Source organism: Pseudoalteromonas sp. H105 (genome assembly GCF_001469215.1).
Classification (GTDB): Bacteria; Pseudomonadota; Gammaproteobacteria; order Enterobacterales; family Alteromonadaceae; genus Pseudoalteromonas.
This window is the reverse complement of record NZ_LOFH01000003.1, coordinates 251,567-272,218: the sequence shown is the minus strand read 5'-3', so window position 1 is coordinate 272,218 and position 20,652 is coordinate 251,567. Positions and strand designations below refer to the sequence as shown.

The 20,652-nt window shown below is 39.2% G+C and carries 22 protein-coding genes and 1 pseudogene; 11 read left to right on the top strand and 12 right to left on the bottom strand.

Going from position 1 to position 20,652, the window contains the following annotated elements; genetic code table 11:
- Positions 1 to 73: 73 nt before the first annotated feature.
- The 4 genes from ilvC to ATS75_RS07445 all read left to right on the top strand — a co-directional run bounded on the left by ilvC (position 74) and on the right by ATS75_RS07445 (position 5,875).
- Positions 74 to 1,546, top strand: coding sequence for a ketol-acid reductoisomerase (gene ilvC, locus ATS75_RS07460; protein WP_058559818.1), 1,473 nt, complete (start codon positions 74 to 76; stop codon positions 1,544 to 1,546).
- Between the two features lie 198 nt (positions 1,547 to 1,744).
- On the top strand, positions 1,745 to 3,658 hold the full coding sequence (locus ATS75_RS07455; RefSeq protein ID WP_058559817.1) for a methyl-accepting chemotaxis protein: 1,914 nt from the start codon (positions 1,745 to 1,747) through the stop codon (positions 3,656 to 3,658).
- Positions 3,659 to 3,792: 134 nt separating this feature from the next.
- Positions 3,793 to 4,986, top strand: coding sequence for a tetratricopeptide repeat protein (locus ATS75_RS07450; RefSeq protein ID WP_058559816.1), 1,194 nt, complete (start codon positions 3,793 to 3,795; stop codon positions 4,984 to 4,986).
- Complete coding sequence (locus ATS75_RS07445; RefSeq protein WP_082665432.1) at positions 4,976 to 5,875, top strand: M28 family peptidase; 900 nt, start codon at positions 4,976 to 4,978, stop codon at positions 5,873 to 5,875. Before ATS75_RS07450 ends, ATS75_RS07445 begins: the two co-directional genes overlap by 11 nt.
- Here the strand turns inward: ATS75_RS07445 and ATS75_RS07440 are convergent.
- Positions 5,855 to 6,187 carry a GIY-YIG nuclease family protein gene (locus ATS75_RS07440; RefSeq protein ID WP_058559815.1) on the bottom strand — a complete coding sequence of 111 codons (333 nt, stop codon included), beginning with the start codon at positions 6,185 to 6,187 and terminating at the stop codon, positions 5,855 to 5,857. The two genes, ATS75_RS07445 and ATS75_RS07440, sit on opposite strands and share 21 nt — an antisense overlap.
- Before the next feature lie 119 nt (positions 6,188 to 6,306).
- Here ATS75_RS07440 and ATS75_RS07435 point away from each other — a divergent pair, with 119 nt between their 5' ends.
- A complete protein-coding gene (locus ATS75_RS07435; RefSeq protein ID WP_058559814.1) occupies positions 6,307 to 6,666 on the top strand; it encodes an outer membrane protein assembly factor BamE in 360 nt (119 codons plus the stop codon).
- 43 nt (positions 6,667 to 6,709) lie between these two features.
- Here ATS75_RS07435 and ATS75_RS07430 read toward each other — a convergent pair whose 3' ends face one another.
- Positions 6,710 to 7,036: an RnfH family protein gene (locus tag ATS75_RS07430; protein ID WP_058559813.1), complete on the bottom strand. Its 327-nt coding sequence runs from the start codon at positions 7,034 to 7,036 to the stop codon at positions 6,710 to 6,712.
- On the bottom strand, positions 7,033 to 7,473 hold the full coding sequence (locus ATS75_RS07425) for a type II toxin-antitoxin system RatA family toxin (protein WP_058559812.1): 441 nt from the start codon (positions 7,471 to 7,473) through the stop codon (positions 7,033 to 7,035). Before ATS75_RS07425 ends, ATS75_RS07430 begins: the two co-directional genes overlap by 4 nt.
- A 144-nt stretch (positions 7,474 to 7,617) precedes the next feature.
- Between ATS75_RS07425 and smpB the strand changes: the two genes are divergently transcribed.
- Together smpB and ATS75_RS07415 are read left to right on the top strand one after the other, a co-directional pair.
- Positions 7,618 to 8,097: an SsrA-binding protein SmpB gene (gene smpB / locus ATS75_RS07420; protein WP_058559811.1), complete on the top strand. Its 480-nt coding sequence runs from the start codon at positions 7,618 to 7,620 to the stop codon at positions 8,095 to 8,097.
- Between the two features lie 110 nt (positions 8,098 to 8,207).
- Positions 8,208 to 8,450 (top strand): annotated as a pseudogene (locus ATS75_RS07415) (TonB-dependent receptor); the annotation flags it as partial.
- Between the two features lie 62 nt (positions 8,451 to 8,512).
- Here ATS75_RS07415 and ATS75_RS07410 read toward each other — a convergent pair.
- Both ATS75_RS07410 and fadR read right to left on the bottom strand, forming a co-directional pair.
- On the bottom strand, positions 8,513 to 9,118 hold the full coding sequence (locus tag ATS75_RS07410) for a peroxiredoxin (RefSeq protein ID WP_058559809.1): 606 nt from the start codon (positions 9,116 to 9,118) through the stop codon (positions 8,513 to 8,515).
- A gap of 243 nt (positions 9,119 to 9,361) precedes the next feature.
- Positions 9,362 to 10,075 (bottom strand): fatty acid metabolism transcriptional regulator FadR, encoded by a 714-nt coding sequence (gene fadR, locus ATS75_RS07405; RefSeq protein ID WP_058559808.1) that lies wholly within the window; start codon positions 10,073 to 10,075, stop codon positions 9,362 to 9,364.
- Between the two features lie 616 nt (positions 10,076 to 10,691).
- Between fadR and dsbB the strand changes: the two genes are divergently transcribed.
- Complete coding sequence (gene dsbB / locus ATS75_RS07400; protein ID WP_058559807.1) at positions 10,692 to 11,204, top strand: disulfide bond formation protein DsbB; 513 nt, start codon at positions 10,692 to 10,694, stop codon at positions 11,202 to 11,204.
- On the top strand, positions 11,204 to 11,515 hold the full coding sequence (locus ATS75_RS07395; RefSeq protein ID WP_058559806.1) for a hypothetical protein: 312 nt from the start codon (positions 11,204 to 11,206) through the stop codon (positions 11,513 to 11,515). Before dsbB ends, ATS75_RS07395 begins: the two co-directional genes overlap by 1 nt.
- A 55-nt stretch (positions 11,516 to 11,570) precedes the next feature.
- Here ATS75_RS07395 and ATS75_RS07390 read toward each other — a convergent pair whose 3' ends face one another.
- Positions 11,571 to 11,867, bottom strand: coding sequence for a ComEA family DNA-binding protein (locus ATS75_RS07390; RefSeq protein ID WP_058559805.1), 297 nt, complete (start codon positions 11,865 to 11,867; stop codon positions 11,571 to 11,573).
- 263 nt (positions 11,868 to 12,130) lie between these two features.
- On the opposite strand from ATS75_RS07390, the gene ATS75_RS07385 reads away from it, so the two are divergent.
- Entirely contained in the window at positions 12,131 to 12,433 is a 303-nt protein-coding gene (locus tag ATS75_RS07385; protein ID WP_058559804.1) for a YebG family protein, read from the top strand.
- Positions 12,434 to 12,499: 66 nt separating this feature from the next.
- Here ATS75_RS07385 and putP read toward each other — a convergent pair whose 3' ends face one another.
- The gene (gene putP, locus ATS75_RS07380) at positions 12,500 to 13,978 is read right to left on the bottom strand and encodes a sodium/proline symporter PutP (RefSeq protein WP_058559803.1); all 1,479 of its coding nucleotides are present in this window, start codon (positions 13,976 to 13,978) and stop codon (positions 12,500 to 12,502) included.
- 364 nt (positions 13,979 to 14,342) lie between these two features.
- Between putP and ATS75_RS07375 the strand changes: the two genes are divergently transcribed.
- Positions 14,343 to 15,569: an EAL and HDOD domain-containing protein gene (locus ATS75_RS07375; RefSeq protein ID WP_058559802.1), complete on the top strand. Its 1,227-nt coding sequence runs from the start codon at positions 14,343 to 14,345 to the stop codon at positions 15,567 to 15,569.
- 61 nt (positions 15,570 to 15,630) lie between these two features.
- On the opposite strand, the gene ATS75_RS07370 is transcribed toward ATS75_RS07375, so the two are convergent.
- Genes ATS75_RS07370 through ATS75_RS07350 form a run of 5 tightly spaced genes read right to left on the bottom strand, consistent with a single transcriptional unit; the run spans position 15,631 to position 20,652 of the window.
- Complete coding sequence (locus ATS75_RS07370) at positions 15,631 to 16,362, bottom strand: VacJ family lipoprotein (RefSeq protein WP_058559801.1); 732 nt, start codon at positions 16,360 to 16,362, stop codon at positions 15,631 to 15,633.
- A gap of 11 nt (positions 16,363 to 16,373) precedes the next feature.
- Positions 16,374 to 17,657 (bottom strand): c-type cytochrome biogenesis protein CcmI, encoded by a 1,284-nt coding sequence (gene ccmI, locus ATS75_RS07365; protein ID WP_058559800.1) that lies wholly within the window; start codon positions 17,655 to 17,657, stop codon positions 16,374 to 16,376.
- Positions 17,658 to 18,119 (bottom strand): cytochrome c-type biogenesis protein CcmH, encoded by a 462-nt coding sequence (locus ATS75_RS07360; RefSeq protein ID WP_058559799.1) that lies wholly within the window; start codon positions 18,117 to 18,119, stop codon positions 17,658 to 17,660. It abuts the gene before it with no gap.
- Entirely contained in the window at positions 18,116 to 18,688 is a 573-nt protein-coding gene (locus ATS75_RS07355; protein WP_058559798.1) for a redoxin family protein, read from the bottom strand. Before ATS75_RS07355 ends, ATS75_RS07360 begins: the two co-directional genes overlap by 4 nt.
- Entirely contained in the window at positions 18,685 to 20,652 is a 1,968-nt protein-coding gene (locus tag ATS75_RS07350) for a heme lyase CcmF/NrfE family subunit (RefSeq protein WP_058559797.1), read from the bottom strand. Before ATS75_RS07350 ends, ATS75_RS07355 begins: the two co-directional genes overlap by 4 nt.

Genomic DNA, 20,652 nt, shown 5'->3' with positions numbered 1-20,652 from the left:
TTACCTTAGGGTAGAACTAAGCAACGCATTTACGCTTGCATCTAACAGAATATAAATGAATAGGACACTAACAATGGCGAATTATTTTAATACACTTCCTTTGCGTGAGCAGTTAGCTCAATTAGCACAATGTGAATTCATGAACCCTGCTGAATTTGCCGATGGCGTTGAAGTACTAAAGGGTAAAAAACTCGTTATTGTTGGTTGCGGCGCTCAAGGTTTAAATCAAGGTCTAAACTTACGCGATTCTGGCTTAAATGTAGCCTACACATTGCGTGATTCGGCTATCAGTGAACGTCGCCAATCATATCTAAATGCAACCGAAAATGGGTTTACTGTTGGCACATATGAAGAGCTAATCCCAACGGCGGACGTTGTTTTGAACCTAACCCCTGATAAGCAACATACAGCGGTTGTTAACGCCATTATGCCAATGATGAAGCAGGGGTCAACACTTGCGTATTCCCATGGTTTTAACATTGTAGAAGAAGGCATGCAGGTTCGTGACGACATTACTGTAATCATGGTGGCGCCTAAGTGCCCTGGCTCTGAAGTACGTGAAGAATATAAACGCGGCTTTGGTGTACCAACTCTGATAGCAGTGCACCCTGAGAACGATCCACAAGGGCATGGTTTAGCTCAAGCAAAAGCTTATGCAGCAGGAACCGGTGGTCATCGCGCGGGGGTACTAAAATCGTCATTTATTGCTGAAGTTAAATCAGACCTTATGGGTGAGCAAACTATTCTATGTGGCATGCTGCAAACAGGCTCTATCTTATGTTTTGATAAAATGATAGAAAACGATATCGAGCCTGGCTATGCATCGCGCTTAATCCAATACGGCTGGGAAGTGATCACAGAAGCACTTAAATACGGTGGTGTAACGAATATGCTGGATCGTTTATCGAATCCAGCTAAAGTGAAAGCGTATGAATTAAGTGAACAACTTAAAGTGATAATGCGTCCATTATATAACAAACACCAAGATGACATTATCGATGGTACTTTTTCTCGAGTAATGATGGAAGATTGGGCTAATGATGATGCGAACCTATTAAAATGGCGCGCAGAAACGGCTGAAACTAATTTTGAAAAAACGCCTGCTGGGGATACTGAAATTTCAGAACAAGCGTTTTTTGATAACGGTATCTTAATGGTTGCGATGGTTAAAGCCGGTGTAGAACTTGCTTTTGAAACAATGACAGCGGCGGGTATCATTGAAGAGTCAGCCTATTACGAATCTCTTCATGAAACACCACTTATTGCGAATACGATTGCCCGTAAGAAATTATTTGAAATGAACAGAACCATTTCTGATACAGCAGAATACGGTTGCTACTTGTATAACCACGCATGTTTACCTCTTTTAGCTGATTTTATGAAAGACATCTCTACGGATGTAATTGGTAAAGGCTTAGCTGAGCAAAGTAACCATGTTGATAATCAAACACTAATCGAAATTAATAAAGCACTTCGTGAACACCCTGTAGAAATTGTAGGTGCTAAACTGCGTGGCTATATGTCAGCAATGAAAAAGATTGTTTAACCCTGGACAATAATAGAAGTTTCGCTTGTTAGAAACCAAGCCCACACGCTTACGCTGTGGGCTTTTTCATATAAAACCTGCCTGTATTTAGCTACCAAAAACACAAAATCAATTTCCCCAATTCTTACACACAACATATCGCAGTGTATTATTATTGTGCTAAACTAAACGCCAAGGTAGTAAATTAGTAAACAAATTATGCTCTTACAACGCACTCCAATTACGCAAAAAATAACACTTTTAGGTATCTGTATTGCCTTACTGGTATCTGCACTTATAGGAATTACGTCTTTATTCAGTGCCAAAAGTATCATAGAACAGCGTATGATTGACTCTGAACTTCCCAGTAAAATACAAGCGATTAACAACTACATTAGCTTAGAAATAAACCAGCTCAAAAGTGCTGCACAGCAACTATCAAGCAATGAATTTATTTTAAACTGGGCAAGTAAAAACAGCACTGACGACACCATTTTAATCAATGAACTTAATCGCGTGAAACGTCAATACAATCTTGCCACAGCATCTTGGGCTAACAGGATGAGTGCTCAATATTGGAACCAAGATGGTTTTTTAAGAGTGCTGAATACACAACAAGATAGCTGGTTTTATAGTTTTAAAGAAAGTAAACAACCCTTTTCCATCAGTATTTTCCAAGAAAGTGAAAATGACGTAAAAATGTTTGTAAACCACCAGCAGCCAAATGGTGTTGGCCTAGCAGGTCTTGCAAAAAGTATCTCTGCCATGCAGGCTTTATTAAATAAATTTAGAATTGAGCAAACTGGCTTTGTATTTATTGCCGATAAAACAGGATCAATCAAGCTTCATAGAGACGCAAATAAAGTCGCCAAAGCACAGCTTGATTCACTTTACGGGAACGGAATTGCAAATCAACTATTGCGAAGTAATGATTTTAATTTATTAGAAATCACAATTGAAAATAAACCTTACTTTCTAGCTGCAAGCCTCATAAAAGGCACGGATTTATACGTCGTTGCACAAGTTGCTAAAGATGAAGTTTTCTCAGGAATAAAAGATCTACAATGGCAAATTATTAGCTTTGCTCTTTTAATTGGGCTGATTGCATCCGTTGTGAGCTTCTTATTAGCTCGTTCATTATCATCACCACTATCAAAAATGGCTGAATTATTTACTCGATTAGGTTCTGGCGATGCTAACTTAGCCTACCGCCTTCCTGAATCCGCGCAGCCTGAACTGGCTGAATTGAGTGATGGGTTTAACTTATTTATCACAAAAATTGAAACTGCTATTGCAAAAGTTGCCAGTGAAAGTCATGAAATACGTCAAAGCTCACAACATGTATTTGATCAAGCACAGCGCAACTCTCAGGCAATTGATAGTCAAAAAGAACAAACAATTACCGTGGCTGCAGCTATTAACCAAATGGGCGCAACAGTACAAGAAATTGCAAGCAGTGCCGCTACAGCAGCAAAATTAACACAAGACAGTAAAGCAAATACAGACAAAAGCCATCAACAAGTTAGCCTCAGCCAGGAGTCAATATCTGCACTAGCAAGTGATATTGATGTGATTACCACTCAGGTCGAACAACTGTCATTAAAGACTGCAGCTATCGCGACTATCGTTGATTCAATTCGTGGTATTTCGGAACAAACTAATTTACTTGCTTTAAATGCTGCTATTGAGTCTGCACGTGCGGGTGAACACGGTCGAGGCTTTGCCGTTGTAGCTGATGAAGTCAGAGCGCTGGCAAGCAGAACGTCTCAATCAACCACTGAGATTCAAGGCATGATTGAAGAATTGACGAGTACTTCATCATTAGTGGTGACGAATATAACGCAATCAAAAAATAAAGCGCAGGAGAGCGTATTAGCAATGCAAAACTCCGTTCAATTATTGAGTTCGATTACCAATACAGCAAACGAAATAAACGACATGGCGACACTTATTGCAACAGCAACCGAAGAGCAAAGCACTGTGGTTACTGACGTTGGGCGAACTATTGAAGCGATAAGCGAGATTAGCGATCGAGCGATGCAAGAGCAAATCAGTACAGAACAAGCAATTAGTGACCTTGCAAGTAGTGCTCAAGCTCTGGATAAGTTAGTGGCTATGTTTGAAAAACACTAAATCCAAAGCGCTTTTAATAGAAAAGTGTAAATATACTTTATTTAAGAGCGCATTTTAACTTTCACTTTTATCAAACATGTCCCCGCTAAAATATAGGCTATAATTTATGTAAGTTGATTAGTTGGGGCAGTCAAATGACAACATCAAACGTTTATAAACTCCTATTCATTACTATCTTATTCTTTTTTTTGAGTGGTTGTAATAGCACTTCACAAAACAGTTTCTCCCCACCTCCTGATTTCACATTAAATCATGGTTTTACAGCCTTACCAGTGGAAACACCCGCGGAAATTTTTGTTCTCAATGATGATATTAAACAGCAATTAGACAACGCTTTTCCACCCACTAAACGGAATTTACAGTCAACACGCAAACTACTACGATTTTTACTCGACAATGGTGATGCATCGCTGTCTTACCAATCAGGTGCTACATTAATTGCAAGCCAAGCATATCGCGATCTCAACGCAAACTGCCTTTCGTTATCTATATTAGCCTATAGCATGGCTGAGTATTTAGGAATGCACACTCAATTTCAGCAGGTGCATATTCCAGAATATTGGGCGCTTAATAAAGGGTATAACCTGTTAACTGGTCATATAAACTTACGTATCTCTCAACCTAAAAATACAGGCAGTAATATAAAACATGTTTACAATAGCTTAGATTCAATAGTGATCGATTTTGATCCAAACTCGCGAGGTGAAAAATTTCAAACAAGCCAAATAACAAAGTCCCGTATTACAGCCATGTTTTATAATAATAAAGGTGTTATTGCCATGCTGAATAAACGTTACGATCTGGCATATAGCTATTTTGATGCTGCAACTGACATCGACAATCAGTACTCTGGCGCATGGGGTAATTTAGCCGTGTTATTTAGGATTACAGATCAGTTTAAAAACGCAGAACGCGCCTATAATTATGCATTAGTAACAAATAAAGACAATCATACTGCGCTTGGGAACTTGGCTTTGCTTTATAAGCTGACAGATCGAAATGACCAAGCGACTGAAATTTTAACCTTATTGGATAAAAAACGTCAAAGTAACCCTTACTACCACGTTTCACTTGGCAACACAGCTTACAAAAACAAAGCCTACCGCGATGCAATAAAACATTTCCATAAAGCGAAACGGCTTGATAAAAAACTCCATGATAGTTATTTTGGTTTAGCACGAACCTACTATCAACTAGGCGATTTTAAGCATGCTTACAAACAGCTTCGCTTAGCAAATAAACATGCTGACTTTGAGCACGATAAAAAACGTTATCAATCCAAGCTAAAGGCATTAAGTAACATGACGGCAAAAACTAATGACTTTTAGAGTACTGTGTGTAATTTATACTCTGTGTTACTGTGCCCCCGCATTTACTCTAACAACTGAACAACAATTGTTTGATGACTTATTGTATTTGAGCTCAAAGCCACTTCAAGGAAGGAAAACAAATACCTCAGGCGCTACTGAAACTGCTAAATATATAAGTAAACGCTTCGAATCACTGGGTTATCAGAGCCAATTACAACCTTTTGAGTATCGCAGTGGATTTTTTTCACGCTCCGTGGGAACAAATGTGATTGCAAAATTAACGACACATAACGCGCGAGCACCACAGCTTATTATTACTGCGCATTACGATCATCTAGGCAAAAAAGGGGGGAAGTTTTTCCCAGGTGCAAATGACAATGCAACAGGCGTGAGTGCGCTGCTTTTTCTAGCGCAGCATTTGAAAATAAATACACCTGATTTTAATATTGTTTTTGTTGCGATGGATGCTGAAGAAAATGGCTTACATGGGAGTCAATATTATGTCTCTACACTGGATGCCTCATTACCTTTATTAAATATTAACCTTGATATGTTGGGTGTCAAAAAGCGAACCCCAACACTTTATGCATTTACGTCTAACAAACAAAAGCAAGGCGTGAAAAACCTAACAAGCCAAGTGAGTACTCATACTATTAATGTTAAAGTGACAAGCTCTTCATACCACATGAATCGACTAATAAAAAGTGACCGTATTGACTGGCGTAAAGCCAGTGATCATTACTCTTTCGCGCAAGCGGGCATAGGGTATATTTATTTTGGCATGGGTGATGATAAACATCACCATAAACTATCGGATATATTTTCCAGTATTGACCAACCCTTGTATTTAGAAACCGTTCTCTACATCGAACAGTTTATTCGCCATTTAGACGTGACTAATTTTTAAAGGAAGCTGCCCTGTCTTGATGAATTCGCGTTTTTGAGGTTTTGTTAATTTTTTTACCTTGTATTCTAATTTTGTCGCCTCGCTGCGATTACCAACCGTTGTTTGATATACAAGCGTTAATGGCCCTTTTCCTTTCAAATTTTTAGCCCCATTTCCAGCTTGATGCGTAGCAAAACGCTTAGCAACATCAGTTGAAATTCCTGTATACCAGTGCCCAAATCGAGTTTGGACTACATACAAAGACCAAATTACCTCTGACTCTTTGGATGTATTTTTATCTGAGGCTAAACTTTTATCGCGCTTTATGGTCAAATCATCACTCCAAACATCGATAGTGTAAATTAAGTGCCAAACAATTGTGCAAAAAGGTTTTACCTTAAGTGACTAATCGGTATCATGCAGTTTATAAAAAATAAGGATCCAAACAAACAATGCAGTCGTTAAAAACTTTTTCTCTTTGGTTTATAGTTGCAGTCACGCTTAGTAGTCTTGCTGGATGTTCTAGCTGGGTTTATCGTATAAATATCCCACAGGGTAACTTTTTAGAGCAATCTGATGTGGATAAGCTGCGTATTAGTATGACCCGAGAGCAAGTTCTTTATGTTTTGGGCAAACCGATTGCAGAAGATGCTTTCGATAAAAATACATGGCACTACGTATACTCTTTCAACCTAGGCCGTAAAAATGAGCAACGTAAATCACTTACAATCAACTTTGAAAACGAAAAGTTGGTTTCATTGAGCGGTGATTACGAACAGCCTGAAGAGTTTAACACGCCACTTGAGCAGTAAACACAATTAGCAATAAAGGTTAGCAATTGCTAACCTTTATTATTTATGACTTATCTAGCGCCCGTCCACCTGTAATTTTATTCGCGCGGCCTTCTTCTTTAGCCTTTTCAGCACGTTTGCGCCTGACATCTTTTGGATCCGCTATTAGCGGGCGATAAATTTCAATTCTATCGCCTTGGGCAAGCACGTGCGTTAATTTACAGGTTCTATTCCATATACCCAAAGTTAAAGAAGTCGCCTCTATCTCTGGGCATTTTTCCAGTATGCCAGATTTAATAACCGCCTCTTCAGCAGTTGCCCCTTGAGGTACTTCTACCACTAAACACGTTGCCGTAGTAGGCAATGCAAAAACAACTTCAACGCTAATCATAATCGGGGACCATACACCGTTTTTGCTCTTTGAGTAAAAGCATTCACCATATTCTTTGCAACATCATTAAATATTTTGCCAAATGCAAGCTCAATAAGCTTACTCGCGAACTCAAATTCAAGACGTAGTTCAACTTTACACGCACGGTCATCAAGCGTTCTAAAATGCCACTGGCCTTTTAATGCCTTGAAAGGTCCATCCACCAAACGAAGTGTTACTGTGTGTTCATCAACAAATGTATTTTCTGTTGTAAACCATTTTTTAATACCCGCTTTGGAAATTTCTAAACTCGCCGTCATCATATTCGATTGCTGAGTTATTATTTTTGCGTCAGAACAATGCGGTAAAAATTCAGGGTATGCATCTACATCATTAACTAAATTAAACATCTCTTTGCTGCTATACATAACTAGCGCACTTTTTTCTATTTGTGGCATACTCACTCCCAACTGTGTGGGCGAATTTTAGCAAGCTTTGCGTTTTTACCCAAACATTACTGGCGCTTTATTTACATCAAGTTTTATAGGTAAATATAAAAAATCGATGTAAAAAGCATAGCTTTACGTATAATATGGGCCACTATGGCTAAGAAAAAATCATCTAAATCGACAAGCAATACCATCGCGCTAAATAAAAAAGCACGACATGAGTATTTTTTACACGACAAGTTTGAAGCAGGTGTTGAACTGCAGGGCTGGGAAGTTAAAAGTATCCGAGCAGGCAAAGTAAATATCTCAGAGACTTACATTCACCTAAAAAATGGCGAAGCTTTTTTGCTGGGCAGTCAAATACAGCCTTTAAATAGTGCTTCCACCCACGTTATTTGTGATCCTCTTCGTTATCGAAAGCTTCTCCTAAGTAGACGAGAGCTAGACCGCTTAGTTGGGGCAACCGAGCGAGACGGCTACTCACTTATTGCCACAGCGATGTACTGGAAAAAGTGCTGGGTTAAACTTGAGTTTCACCTTGGCAAAGGTAAGAAAATGCATGATAAACGCGAGGATGGTAAGAACAAAGACTGGTCTCGTGAAAAAGAACGTTTAATGAAGCATAAAGTTTAAATCTAAAAACGCCTAACACTAGTTAGGCGTTTTTTATGAGCCTGAAATTTATGACAGTAGTCTATTTGGCTATATTACGCCTGCTTCTAAGCATGCTGGTGCTATCTCATAATTTTGAACACAACCTTGATAACAACACATCAAGAACTATCGACTCTCAAGTATTAGTCGATTTACAAACAGCCTATCGTATTACTGAGTCAACGAAAGTGTCATTTGGCATCAATAATTTATTTGATGAAGAGCCACCTTTTGCAATTGGTGATGGTGACAGTGATTTATATGGCTATGCATCTGGAGTGCATAACCCTCGTGGTCGCTATTTATATACTAAAGTGTCTTTTGCTTTTTAAATTGTTATCATAAAAAAACCCGCCGAATGGCGGGTTTTTTTATTCTGTGAACTGGGCGTAAATTATAGGTCGCCTTCGTTTTCAGAAAGGAATTTAGCTACGCCTGCAGGGCTTGCATCCATACCTTTTTTACCTTCAGTCCAACCAGCAGGACAAACTTCACCGTGCTCGCTGTGGAATGCTAGTGCGTCAACCATACGTAACATTTCGTCGATGTTACGACCAAGTGGTAAATCGTTAACTACTTGGTGACGTACATTACCTTCTTCGTCAATTAAGAATGAACCACGAAATGCAACGCCAGCTTCTGGATGCTCAACATCATACGCTTTACAAATTTCATGTTTTACATCAGCAACAAGTGCATATTTAACTTCACCGATGCCGCCGTCTGCAACAGCAGTTTTACGCCATGCGTTGTGCGAGAATTGTGAATCGATTGAAACACCAATTACTTCTACGCCACGCTTTTGGAACTCTTCATAACGCTTGTCAAAAGCAATTAGTTCAGAAGGACATACGAAAGTGAAATCGAGTGGGTAAAAGAAGATAACTGCTTTTTTACCTTTGATTGTTTCGTGAAGATTGTAGCTATCTACGATCTCGCCGTTACCTAGTACTGCTGCAGCGGTAAAGTCTGGTGCCTGGCGGCCTACTAATACACCCATTTTATTCTCCAAATATTTGAGTTTATTTCTAATTGCTTACGCAATGCTAGCTATATAATGGTACCTAAAAACAAAATACCAATAGCTCACACGCATAATTATTGGAATATTGTAGAGATAATAAGGCTAAATAGATAATCGTATTTTTCGATGTAACTAATCGGATTTATGGAACGTAAAAATATTGAGTACGCGGAAACAAAAAAAACCTGCAAAAGCAGGTTTTCTTAATCTTGAATATAGTTAGTCCATTATGTCTTCGGGCATATCACCACGAATTTTTTGCCAAATCTCACCTGTTTGATGACCATATTTACGCATCATAGAAATAGCACCATCGTGTTCGCGATTTTCAGCTAACACAGTTAAGTCTTTATAAAACTGACGAGCTAACTCGCGAGTACCGGGATCTGAAAAGTAATGACAGCCTATTTTTGAATAAAAACCTCTAAAGCCATTGAGAATGAGCACATAAATACGGTTATTACCCGCAACCGCTAATTCATGATGGACTTTATAATCGTAATCAGCAAACGCTTGAGCACTGTCTTCAAGTTCATCGCTTTGTGAAAGAATTTCAATTACACGTTCTGGCGCTAGTTTGATTGCAGCACGCGTATAGATTGCACTGATATTAGTACGTGCAGAAAGCAGTTGATCTGTAAGCTCTGGCATTTTGTCTTCATCAAGACGAGCAAGAGTTTCAAGGATATTTAAACCAGAGGTTTCCCAAAAGTTATTAACCCGAGTAGGTTTACCGTGCTGTATTGTCAGCCAACCGTCACGGGCTAGGCGTTGAAGCACTTCACGTAAGGTCGTACGCGTTACGCCGATTAATTCTGATAATTCGCGTTCAGCAGGAAGTATCGAACCAGGTGGGAAATCCCCATTCCAGATTGATTCAACAATGTACTCTTCTGCAAAGCCAGCTGGACTTTTTGCTTTAAAAATTCTCATTCAATTCCCACTCGAGTTATCACATTACATCACTTTCAAGATTAACTGACTGATTGTACCAGATGGTTAAAAACTAACAAGTAAAGTAATTCCTCTGCGCTCTTTTTTTAAATTGTAGATGTAACCGTACTGATAAAAAATATAAACTCCACGATCCCAAAATTGGGGGTAATATGAGTTAAATGAAATTTATATGCTTAAACAAAAACGAACGCACTTGCTATCTGCAATGGTTCAGCTGAAACGTCACTTCGACCCTTACAGAATAAAGGTACTCAGCAGGCTTTTCTCTGCACAGAAAGCGTAGTGAGTTTAACCACACTACAGACTGGGGCATCTGCACTTTATTAAACAAAGTGATATTTACCTAAACATTACCTATCGACACGGCGGCAGTTGTTAGCAACGCTAACGGCGTTGAATTGATTTGCAATGGAAAAACGTCCGCTCCGGAAACCCGTCTCGCTATCGCTAAAGACCTCAGGCTGGAAGCTTATTGTTTCGTGTGTTTATCATCCAGAGCAGAGGTTATTTAATTACTCCCGTCAGGTTTATACTTGCACCTTGATTGAATACTAGGTCATAATCTGCGATAAAGATTTTAATTGGAAACACAATGAATTGGTTAGCAAATTTAGCGCAAAAACGCACCTCTTGGGGTTTATTAGCATTAATAGCATTCACATTTGAAGTGACCGCTTTATTTTTTCAATATCAAATGGGTTTAGAGCCTTGCATAATGTGTATTTACCAGCGCACAGCAATGTTAGGTCTATTAATTGCGGGCATAATTGGCACTATTAATCCACACAATATGGTGTTCCGTGTGAGCGCTATAGTGATTTGGGGCGTATCCTGTATATGGGGTTTACTGCTAGCCCGAGAGCATATTGATATGCAAACAACAACAGACCCATTTGCTTTTACATGTGCATTTGAACCAAATTTTCCATTACCACTGCATGAGTGGATCCCCCACTTTTTTGCAGCCACTGGGGATTGCGGAAACATTGATTGGCAATTTTTAGGTTTGAGTATGCCCGCGTGGATGGAAGTTATTTTTGCTGCATTCAGTGTCGTGTTTATTGGTGTAGCATTGTCACGTTTATTGGTTAAAAAGAGTTTATAATGATTACGATTTTTTCAAGTCAGGTAGCACAGTTAAGCCACCTCAAAGTACGTGAACGCCAGCAAGTTATAGCGATTGCTTTATCGATGATTTCACCAATACAAAAAATCAATTTACGTATCGTAAAGTTATTACTTTTATCACCCGTGTTTGCTTCTCTAATATACATAGAGGGCTGGTTAATGCTGCTTGGACTCCTCATTGCGGGAATTAGTTACCCCCTTTTAACGACGCCTGTTGAAATTGCCTTTTCAAAACCATTTTTGCCTGAAGCCCTTAAACATCATCGTAATTTAAAAGGCGAGGTTTAACTCGCCTTCAGCTGGAGTTTCATTTAAAGGAAGGATATGAAACTCGCAGTTTTGCTCACAGTACAACCTTCCCTTCTAATTTTGCCAATAGTTTATCGCCAATCCCTTTAACTTGAGCCAACTCTGCTACTGACTTAAATGCTCCTTGCTTGTCTCTGAAGTCAACAATTGCCTGAGCTTTAGATTTCCCAATACCGGGTAAGGTAATCAATTGATCAATATTGGCTTTATTTATATTAATTACTTCAGCTTTGTTCATACTGCTAGCCATTGCTGACTTATTATCAACTGCATAACTTGGGCTAACGATGGCTAAGCCAAGTAAAGTAACTATTAAACTTAAAAACTTCATGTTTTTCCTCCGTGATGTCCATACTTGGACTCAATTAATAGTGAAATAATGTTACCGTCCTTTTAACTAATCAAACTAAACTAGACACTACAAAAGTGCGACTTATTAAATAAAGTAAACTGTCATGAATTTGTCAAATGTACCTATAATAAAAAAATAAAAATGTTAACTTGCAAAAGTACACATAAACAATTACTGTATATAAAAACAGTAACCTAATTCAGTGTGTAACATTACACAAAAGCACGTTAGCAGGAGATATCATGGCTGTTGTTGTTAAATATGTTGTAGAAAGAAGCGGAGTTGAGCGTATGACGTTTACTACTAAAAAAGAAGCTGATGCTTATGACAAAATGCTCGACATTGCTGAGTCTCTAGAAGTAATGCTAGAAAAGGTAGACGTACCACTCAGTGAACAGCAAATTGAATCGCTCGCACTGGAAATAGCAAAGAGCAAAGATGACTTTATTAATGTGCTTAAAGGCGCAAAAGACACGTCAACCAAACCAGTCACCAAATCTAAAAAAGATTCAGAGAAAGTCACTGATATCAAAAGTACGGCATAAAGGTCCAGTACATAAACACTAAAAAAGGAGCTATAAGCTCCTTTTTTAGTGTTTCATTTTAATGCGTTACAATGATTGTTCAACTTCATCAAAGAGTGTTGTAATTTCATCGTTTGGTGCTGGTGTTAATAGACTTACCAGTACTATTGCAATACTGGATAATATAAACCCTGGAACAATTTCATAAATCACACTACTTAATGCTTCACCATCTATCGTGATGGGTGCATATATCCATACTAATACAGTAGTAGCCCCTACAAGCATTCCCGCAAGTGCCCCTGCAAAGTTCATTCGCTTCCAATAAAGACTAAACAATACAAGTGGACCAAATGCAGCGCCAAACCCAGCCCACGCATTACTCACTAGATCGAGGATCGAACTGTCGCGGTCATAAGCAAGGTAGATTGCACATATAGCAACTAGCGCAACACTAATTCGTCCTACAGTGACGAGCTCCAGATCGGATGCTTCTTTACGTAAGAACGTTTTGTAAAAGTCTTCCGTTAATGAACTGGAGCTTACGAGTAACTGTGAAGAAATAGTACTCATTATTGCAGCTAAAATAGCAGCAAGTAAAAACCCAGCAATCAATGGGTGGAATAACAATTCAGATAGAATTAAGAAAATTGTTTCAGGATCATCAACAACAATATTATTTTCATAAGTGTATGCGGCCCCAAATAACCCCGTGCCCACAGCACCTATTGCGGCAATAATCATCCAACTCATACCGATACGACGCGCTGTTGGCATATCCTTAACACTACGAACTGACATAAAACGAACGATAATATGCGGTTGCCCAAAATATCCTAGACCCCATGCCATAGCTGAGATAATGCCAAGAGCGGAGCCCGCCCCTATCCAATTTAGCATATCAGGATTTACACTGTTCAAGGTTGACGCTAAGGGTTGCTCAAGCAATGAATAGGCAACACTAGGCACAAGAATCAATGCAACAAACATAATACAACCTTGTACAAAGTCAGTTAAGCTTACCGCCAAAAAACCACCAAATAATGTATAAACAACAACAACACCCGTCGTGACATATAATCCCATTTCGTAAGATAAACCGAATGAGCTTTCAAACAACTTACCCCCAGCGACTACCCCTGAAGAAGTATAAAGTGTAAAAAACACAATAATTACAACCGCTGATACAACGCGCAATAAGTTTGATTTATCTGTAAAACGGTTAGAAAAGTAATCTGGGATAGTGATAGAGTCGTTTGCTTTTTCTGTATAAACACGTAGTCGTGGAGCCACTAAAAAGTAATTTAACCATGCCCCTAGAACTAAACCAATAGCAATCCATGTACTGCTGAATCCAGTTACAAACATGGCACCGGGAAGCCCCATTAAAATCCAGCCACTCATATCGGATGCTCCCGCTGATAATGCAGCTACAGAAGGTGACAAACTGCGCCCTCCTAACATGTACCCTGATACATCACTGGTAGACTGCTTATATGCATATAGGCCAATCCCGAGCATAACAATAAAGTATGCAGCTAAAGAAATAATCATTCCTGTTTCCAAATTTGCCTCCGTATATGACGTTTTTGTCTGGTTTTTAATCCTAATAATGGCTAAAGAGTAGATATATGAAAAGACATTATTGGTCTAAAAGCCAATTTAAAACACGACTATATCATGGCTAGGGTAAATAACTCCACCTCAAGCCGGTTCAGAATAAATAGCTGATGGCAAAGCCATTTTAATAAAATAGGCAGTTTTTGTTCAGATAAATGGCAATAAACTATTATTTACCTTAGGCTTAAATAAATATATTTTTAAAAAATAAACACTTTAGTATTAGGTTTTAAAATATTGTTAATGTAATTTCTAATTATTTGTCTTATATTGCCCATGTTATTATTTAACTAAATCGGATTTGTTGTTTATGTACTTTTATGCTGCGCGTCAACCAATTTTAGATCGTGATAAAGCACTCATCGGTTACGAGTTGCTATTTCGTGATGGTGTTGATAATGTTTTTCCAAACATCGATGGTGATGAAGCAACTTCAAGACTGATTGAAGGCAGCCAATTCAATTTTGGTTTAGAGGATTTAACGGACGACAAACCTGCGTACATTAATTTCACTTTGGATACCCTACAAAAAGGTTATCCTACTCTTTTAGGCAAAGATCAAATTGTTGTTGAGATACTTGAAACAATACAGCCTGGTAAGCGCTTATTAGCAATAGTCAAAGATCTCAAAGAAAAAGGCTACACACTCGCTTTAGATGACTATATTCATCAGCCAGTATGGCGCCATTTTTATCCGTACATTGATATTATCAAAATCGACTTTTTAAGCTGTAAACTAGAAACAATTAATCAAATAATTGAAGAAATTAAACCTTTCCCGCAAATTAAGCTTCTTGCAGAGAAGGTTGAAACTTATGAAAAATACCAGCTTGCGTTAGACCTCGGGTTTACCTACTTTCAAGGGTTTTTCTTCTCAAAACCAGAAATGGTACAAAGTAAATCACTGCCGCCTTCACAAATGGCACTGGCTGAATTACTTTATGAAACATCTTCAATGGACATAAATTTAAAGAAAATAACGGATGTTTTCGAGCGTGATGTCACTCTTTCATATAAGTTACTACGCTACACTAATTCGGCAGCATTTAAACGACGTGCTGAAATAAGCACGATCAAACAAGCGCTTATTGTTCTTGGCGTACAAGAAATCAAAAAATTCTTATCTTTGTTGTTTGCAGCCCAAGTGGCTGCAGATAAGCCAGCCGAACTAATACGCTTATCGCTCACTCGTGCGCGTTTCACTGAGTTACTTGCAATTGAGCATCATAAGATTAAAGATACTGGGATGGCTTTCCTTACAGGGATGATGTCATTGATGGATGCTATATTAGATGAAAGCATGGAAAGTGTTATGAAAAAACTCCCCCTTTCAAATGATATAAAAGATGCACTTATTGAAGATAAAGGCACACTCGCACAATACTTACGGTTAGTTAAATTATATGAACAAGCTAACTGGGAAGGTGCCAATTCAATAATTGATGAATTGTCTTTAGGTGCTGATGTAGTGCCAGATTCCTATCACGAGGCTCTCACTTGGGCTAATAGCCAAATGAAAGTATTAGGTGATGAATAAACGCATTGCTTTATAATTTATAAATAAAAAGTGCTAGGTACTTTACTAGCACTTTTTTATTTTAAAGACTTTCTAAAAAATCTTCATCGAAATTTTCAGGTTCTTTTTCAATCGGTGGATTACCATCATGTAATTCATATAATTGACGCTGAAAATAAATATCTTTCATAAAAATGTATGGATCTAGCGACTCATTAAGCAAGCTCTCTTGTGGGATAAGCGAAGCCCTTGCTTCAACCGCTTTAAGAGCAAAAACTAATACCGTTTGTGGTGTTGTTAGTGTTATTTCAGGTAAAACAAAATTATCAACAATATCGCCAGCTAAGTTACGTGTTGTTGAAGGTCCCATTCCAGGCAACATTAAATAAGCACCGTCACCTATTCCCCATACGCCAAGCGTTTGGCCAAAATCTTCATCAACAATATTAAGCCCTAATGAAGTCGCGACATCAAATAAACCTAAGACTCCCACAGTTGAATTAACTAAAAAGCGTGCAATACTAACACCCGCATTACCTGGCTTGCCTTGAAATGTCGCATTTATTACATCTGTTGGTGCAGTTATATTGTCTGTAAAGTTGACCACACTGCGGCGAACTGGCGCTGGTGTAATAGCAACGTAGCCAACCGCTGCAGGACGTAAAATATAAGCATCTAACACATCCATGTTAAAATCATAAACGGGGCGATTAAAAGATTGAAGTGGATCTCGCTCATCTATTTTTCCTTCAGGTACTTGCGCGCATCCAGCGAGAACAAGTAACCCAATTATTAGTAAACTCTGTCTTAACATCTTGGATCCTTTTAAGGGAGTAACTCATTTATTAGTAAGGCATACTGCGATATTTTAGCGTGTTCTAAAATGGGCGAACGCCCTTCAAGTTCACCACTTGAAGGCATCACTGAAGCATCATTGGAAATACGCGCTGTGATTATGATTTCTTGCGTACTGGAAAGGGTTAAACCATCAACCATAGCGTTTTGATCACTCAATTGCACCGTAAGAGGAAACCTATAATCGGTCAGCTTTACAACCGCCAATGGCATTGGTGGGCCATTGACTGCCTTGGCAAAGACAAATAAAGTGCCCCCTTGAGGTAGCTTTTCAACCAAAACAGGGTCCAAATCTACTTCTACCGTGATCCCTTGCTCTGTTGCTGTTGAATTAACTAAACTTTCTGAAGAAGCTGTTGAGTTAATTTGACTACTTTGCTCCTCCATTTTTTGCGTTATATCACTAATTCGCTGAGCGATGATGGCATAACGGCTATCTTGGCTATCCATTGTACTGAGAAGCACTTCAAAAGCAGCTTTAGCTTGAGTCCAGTCTTGACGCTCATACGCAATCAGGGCGAGTAACGAGATAGCATCAACGTTTGTTGGTTCATCTTTTAAAACACGCGACAACATGCTTGCTGCTCGTGTCATATTAGTATCAGTGCCCTGCATTAAAAGTAGCTGGCTATAACTGACCATTACACCTAAGTTATCAGGATTAATTCGTAATACTTTATCAAATGATTGCTGCGCCATATCGTACTCATTTAATGACATGGCAACCCGCCCAAGTAACATCCATGCAACTTGATCATCACCACTTTGAGCGAGCTGTGTTCGTAAACCCAATGCAAAAGCTTGTAGCTCATTTTGTGTCAACGGCTCACCTTTTTGCATCACTGCGCGCTCACCATATTCAGGCAGTTTATCCATCGCGGTATACCAGTCTTGTAGCTGTTTTTGCGAGCCTGTAGCGGTGTAAAAAATGACCGTTAAAACAATTAAAAATGCACTGCCTGTCAATGCTAGTATCACATTGTTGCCACGGCTAAATAAAGACTTTTCAGGTGATATTTCATTAAGTAAACGACGCTTCAGCTCAACCACCGATTCATCATAGCCTTGCTGTTCAATGCGTTGTTCCTGCAAATCAAGCGCCAGTTCATCTAGACGTTGATGATAAATTCCTATTAATTCAGAATTTGCATTATGAGTTACACTTTTAACACGTTCTTTGGTCAAAAAAGGCAAAGCCACAAATACAACTGCTACTAAAGTGAGTAATGCAAAAGAAGCCCACATTAAAATCATTTATTTCTGCTCCTGACGTTGATTTTGCGCAATTAATTTTGCCAATAAATCTTCATCTTGTTCATTCCACGTCTGTTTTATGGCGGCTTTGCGCTGTCGAATAACAATAAAACCAAAACCTATAATTACGATTAATACAGGTAAAACCCACAGCACTAACGTTGCAGGTGTGACTGGCGGATCGTAGTGAACAAAATAGCCATAACGATCAATCATATACTCAATAATTTCATCTTTAGTATTGCCCTCTTTTACCAACACTAAAACCTTGTCGCGTAAGTCCTTAGCAACAACAGCATCTGAATCTGCGATATTTTGGTTTTGACACTTTGGACAACGTAGCTCTTTTGTGAGCTCTCCAAAACGCTGGGCTTGTTCATCATTTGCAAATACATATCTATCCTGCTCTGCAGTTACCGCAAAGCTGAAAAGTAATACTAAACCAATGAATAAATACTTCATGGCGTTAACTCCTGCATAATAGGTGCAAACTTCGCACGCCAAACTCGTGGATTAATATCGCCAGTATGGTGTAACAAAATAGTGCCATTACTATCGACTAAAAAAGTTTCAGGGGCCCCTGAGACGCCCAAATCAAGTGCTAATGTTCGCTCTAAATCGAGTATATTAAACTGATACGGATTACCCGCTCTATTTAGCATCGTGCTCACTTCATCGCGCAATGAAGCCATATCAAATGGACCATCAAAGTCAGAATCGTAGCTTTGTACATAATAAAGACCAACAATTTTTACCCCTTGTTCACGAAGCTCAGTTAAATAACCTAATTCAGCTAAACAAGTCGGGCACCATGTGCCCCAAACATTGAGTAAATACACTTCGCCTTCAAGATCTGTTTGCTGCCAACGTTTATCATCTTGCATCAAATCAGGTAAATTAAAGCTAGGCATTTGCTGACCAATTCGGCCAGTTTGTAACTCTCTAGGATTAGCAAATAACCCTTGGTATAGAAATACACAGATTAAAATAAATGCCAGGAGCGGTAGCAACGCTAAGAATTTACGGTTCATGCTACCTCCGGTTGACTTTTTTGCTCACGCTTTTTATTACTACGATAGCGTTTATCGCCTAAAATCATAAACCCAGCCAATGAAATTAAAATACCACCTAACCACATCCAACGGACATGTGGCTTATGGTAAATGCGCAATGACCACCCCCCATTACTAAGCTGCTCACCTAATGCAAGGTATAAATCACGAGTAAAGCCGGCGTCAATTGCCGCCTCAGTCATAAATTGCATTCCAATATCATATTGGCGTTTTTCAGCATACAACCTAGCGACTTTGTCACCTTCTTTAAGCACTGTTACAACACCTGCATGGCCACTGTAATTTGGACCGCGAATATCTTTAACACCTTCAAAACGATAATCGTATTGATTGAGCGAAACAACATCTAATGGCTTCATTGATACATCACGCTCAACCGAGTATGCCGATGTTAATGTCACACCAGCAATCACAAAAGCAATACCGACATGCCCCAATACCATTGCCCAATAGCTAACACTTAAACGTTTTAAGCCATTTAGTAAACTACCATGGACCCGTGTTTTATCAACAATATCAAGAACCGTTGTGAACACAATCCACACAGCTAAAGTGGTTGCAAGCAAGGTTAATGGTGCTACAACGTCGTAACCCAAAAACAACCAAGCAGACGTAACCGCGATACTTGCTAGCGCGCAAAGTAGGAGTTTATTCTGTAAAAATGCCCATTTATTTTGTTTCCAACGAAGTAATGGCCCGATCCCCATTAAAATTGCAAATGGCACTAATAAAATCGCAAACATTTTATTAAAGAACGGTTCACCTATTGAAATACTGCCTAGCCCCATTTCTTTGTGGACCATAGGTAATAATGTCCCCAATAAAACAATTAGCGTGGCAACGACTAAAAATATGTTGTTTAACCAAAGTGCCACTTCACGCGAAACAAGTTTATAACGGCCTTCACTTTTGACCTGTGAGACTCTTAATGCGTAAAGAGTCAAACCACCACCGACCACTATCGCTAGGAAAGCAAGAATAAATAAACCGCGGTCAGGGTCGGTTGCAAACGCATGCACTGATACAATAATCCCCGAACGAACAATAAAGGTACCAAGCAGACTTAATGAGAATGCTGCAATCGCCAATAAAACTGTCCATGACTTGAAAACACCGCGCTTTTCAGTTACTGACAGTGAATGGAGCAAAGCGGTGGCAACCAACCAAGGCATCAGGGATGCATTTTCAACCGGATCCCAGAACCACCATCCACCCCAACCCAGCTCGGCATAGGCCCACCAACTACCAATAGTGATACCTAGAGTTAAAAATCCCCAAGCCGTCATTGTCCAAGGACGTGACCACTTTGCCCATGTATTATCAAGTTTCCCGGTAAGTAAAGCTGCAATAGCAAACGAAAATGATACAGATAAACCCACATACCCCATATATAATAAAGGAGGATGGATTATCATACCGGGATCTTGTAGTAATGGATTTAAATCTCGCCCCTCGACTGGGTAGTAAGGTAATAAAAGCTCAAACGGACTCGACATCAGAAGTGTGTATAACATAAAGCCCACACCTAAAAAGCCAAGCACACCGAGTACCCGCGCACGGAGTATCCAAGGTAACGATTGCGAGCGCATAGCAACAACAGCAGTCCAGCCTGCTTGCATCACTAACCACAGCAAGATTGCACCTTCATGCCCACCCCACGTAGAGGTTATTTTGTAATACCAAGGTAACGTACTACTGGAATGATACGCGACATAAGCAACTGTAAAATCATCTGTTAAACTTGCATAAATAAGCGCTGCAAACGAAATCAAGACAAATACAAACTGCCCTACAGCTAATGAAGGGGCCGCGCGCATTAAACGTAAATTACCTGTATGCGCACCCCAAAGAGGAAAAATACACAGTAAAACACTCAGCACCATCGCTAGTGTTAATGAAAAATAACCAATTTCAGGGATCAT

Coding starts and splice junctions, on each gene's coding strand:
- ATS75_RS07360 (WP_058559799.1), bottom strand. CDS start 18,119: ATGAAGTATTTATTCATTGGTTTAGTATTACTTTTCAGCTTTGCGGTA.
- ATS75_RS07455 (WP_058559817.1), top strand. CDS start 1,745: ATGCTCTTACAACGCACTCCAATTACGCAAAAAATAACACTTTTAGGT.
- fadR (WP_058559808.1), bottom strand. CDS start 10,075: ATGAGAATTTTTAAAGCAAAAAGTCCAGCTGGCTTTGCAGAAGAGTAC.
- ATS75_RS07410 (WP_058559809.1), bottom strand. CDS start 9,118: ATGGGTGTATTAGTAGGCCGCCAGGCACCAGACTTTACCGCTGCAGCA.
- ATS75_RS07435 (WP_058559814.1), top strand. CDS start 6,307: ATGCAGTCGTTAAAAACTTTTTCTCTTTGGTTTATAGTTGCAGTCACG.
- ATS75_RS07445 (WP_082665432.1), top strand. CDS start 4,976: ATGACTTTTAGAGTACTGTGTGTAATTTATACTCTGTGTTACTGTGCC.
- smpB (WP_058559811.1), top strand. CDS start 7,618: ATGGCTAAGAAAAAATCATCTAAATCGACAAGCAATACCATCGCGCTA.
- ATS75_RS07370 (WP_058559801.1), bottom strand. CDS start 16,362: ATGTTAAGACAGAGTTTACTAATAATTGGGTTACTTGTTCTCGCTGGA.
- ATS75_RS07450 (WP_058559816.1), top strand. CDS start 3,793: ATGACAACATCAAACGTTTATAAACTCCTATTCATTACTATCTTATTC.
- ATS75_RS07350 (WP_058559797.1), bottom strand. CDS start 20,652: ATGATCCCTGAAATTGGTTATTTTTCATTAACACTAGCGATGGTGCTG.
- ATS75_RS07430 (WP_058559813.1), bottom strand. CDS start 7,036: ATGATTAGCGTTGAAGTTGTTTTTGCATTGCCTACTACGGCAACGTGT.
- ATS75_RS07395 (WP_058559806.1), top strand. CDS start 11,204: ATGATTACGATTTTTTCAAGTCAGGTAGCACAGTTAAGCCACCTCAAA.
- ATS75_RS07425 (WP_058559812.1), bottom strand. CDS start 7,473: ATGCCACAAATAGAAAAAAGTGCGCTAGTTATGTATAGCAGCAAAGAG.
- dsbB (WP_058559807.1), top strand. CDS start 10,692: ATGAATTGGTTAGCAAATTTAGCGCAAAAACGCACCTCTTGGGGTTTA.
- ATS75_RS07390 (WP_058559805.1), bottom strand. CDS start 11,867: ATGAAGTTTTTAAGTTTAATAGTTACTTTACTTGGCTTAGCCATCGTT.
- ATS75_RS07375 (WP_058559802.1), top strand. CDS start 14,343: ATGTACTTTTATGCTGCGCGTCAACCAATTTTAGATCGTGATAAAGCA.
- ATS75_RS07385 (WP_058559804.1), top strand. CDS start 12,131: ATGGCTGTTGTTGTTAAATATGTTGTAGAAAGAAGCGGAGTTGAGCGT.
- ccmI (WP_058559800.1), bottom strand. CDS start 17,657: ATGATTTTAATGTGGGCTTCTTTTGCATTACTCACTTTAGTAGCAGTT.
- ATS75_RS07355 (WP_058559798.1), bottom strand. CDS start 18,688: ATGAACCGTAAATTCTTAGCGTTGCTACCGCTCCTGGCATTTATTTTA.
- ilvC (WP_058559818.1), top strand. CDS start 74: ATGGCGAATTATTTTAATACACTTCCTTTGCGTGAGCAGTTAGCTCAA.